The organism is Pluralibacter gergoviae ATCC 33028 = NBRC 105706, from assembly GCF_001598855.1.
Taxonomy (GTDB): domain Bacteria; phylum Pseudomonadota; class Gammaproteobacteria; order Enterobacterales; family Enterobacteriaceae; genus Pluralibacter; species Pluralibacter gergoviae.
Map to the genome: position 1 here is coordinate 1 of NZ_BCZS01000104.1, position 512 is coordinate 512.

Here is a 512-nt window from a genome sequence, read left to right on the forward strand (position 1 = left end):
CAACGCCAGCGATCCGGTAACCTTGCCGGGTTTTATCGTTGATACGGTTGGACCGAATATTACGTTTGACTCTATTTCCAGCGACCTGGATCCGGACATTCCTCTTGGCAATGGTTCTAAAACAAACGATACAACGCCGACATTTAGAGGAACGGCTGAATCAGGAGCTACGATCACGCTATACAGCAATGGCATAGTGATCGGTACAGCAATAGCCATAAATGGATCGTGGTCTATCACACCCACACATCCCATTCCCGATGGAGTACATGATTTTACTGTTACTGCAACTGATGCCGCTGGGAATAGTAATAACGCGGACAATTCATACACCATAATTATTGATCCAAATTACGATTCTGACTCTGACTCTGACTCTGACTCTGACTCTGACTCTGACTCTGACAGTGATTCGGATTCTGACAGTGACTCGGATTCGGACAGCGACTCCGATTCGGACAGCGACTCAGACTCCGACAGTGATTCTGACTCTGACAGCGACTCTGACTCTG

The 512-nt window shown here is 47.5% G+C and carries 1 protein-coding gene; it reads left to right on the top strand.

What is annotated here, in order from left to right; all coding sequences use genetic code 11:
* On the top strand, positions 1–512 hold a 512-nt coding region (locus ENGE1_RS28770; protein ID WP_176579556.1), incomplete at both ends, for an Ig-like domain-containing protein.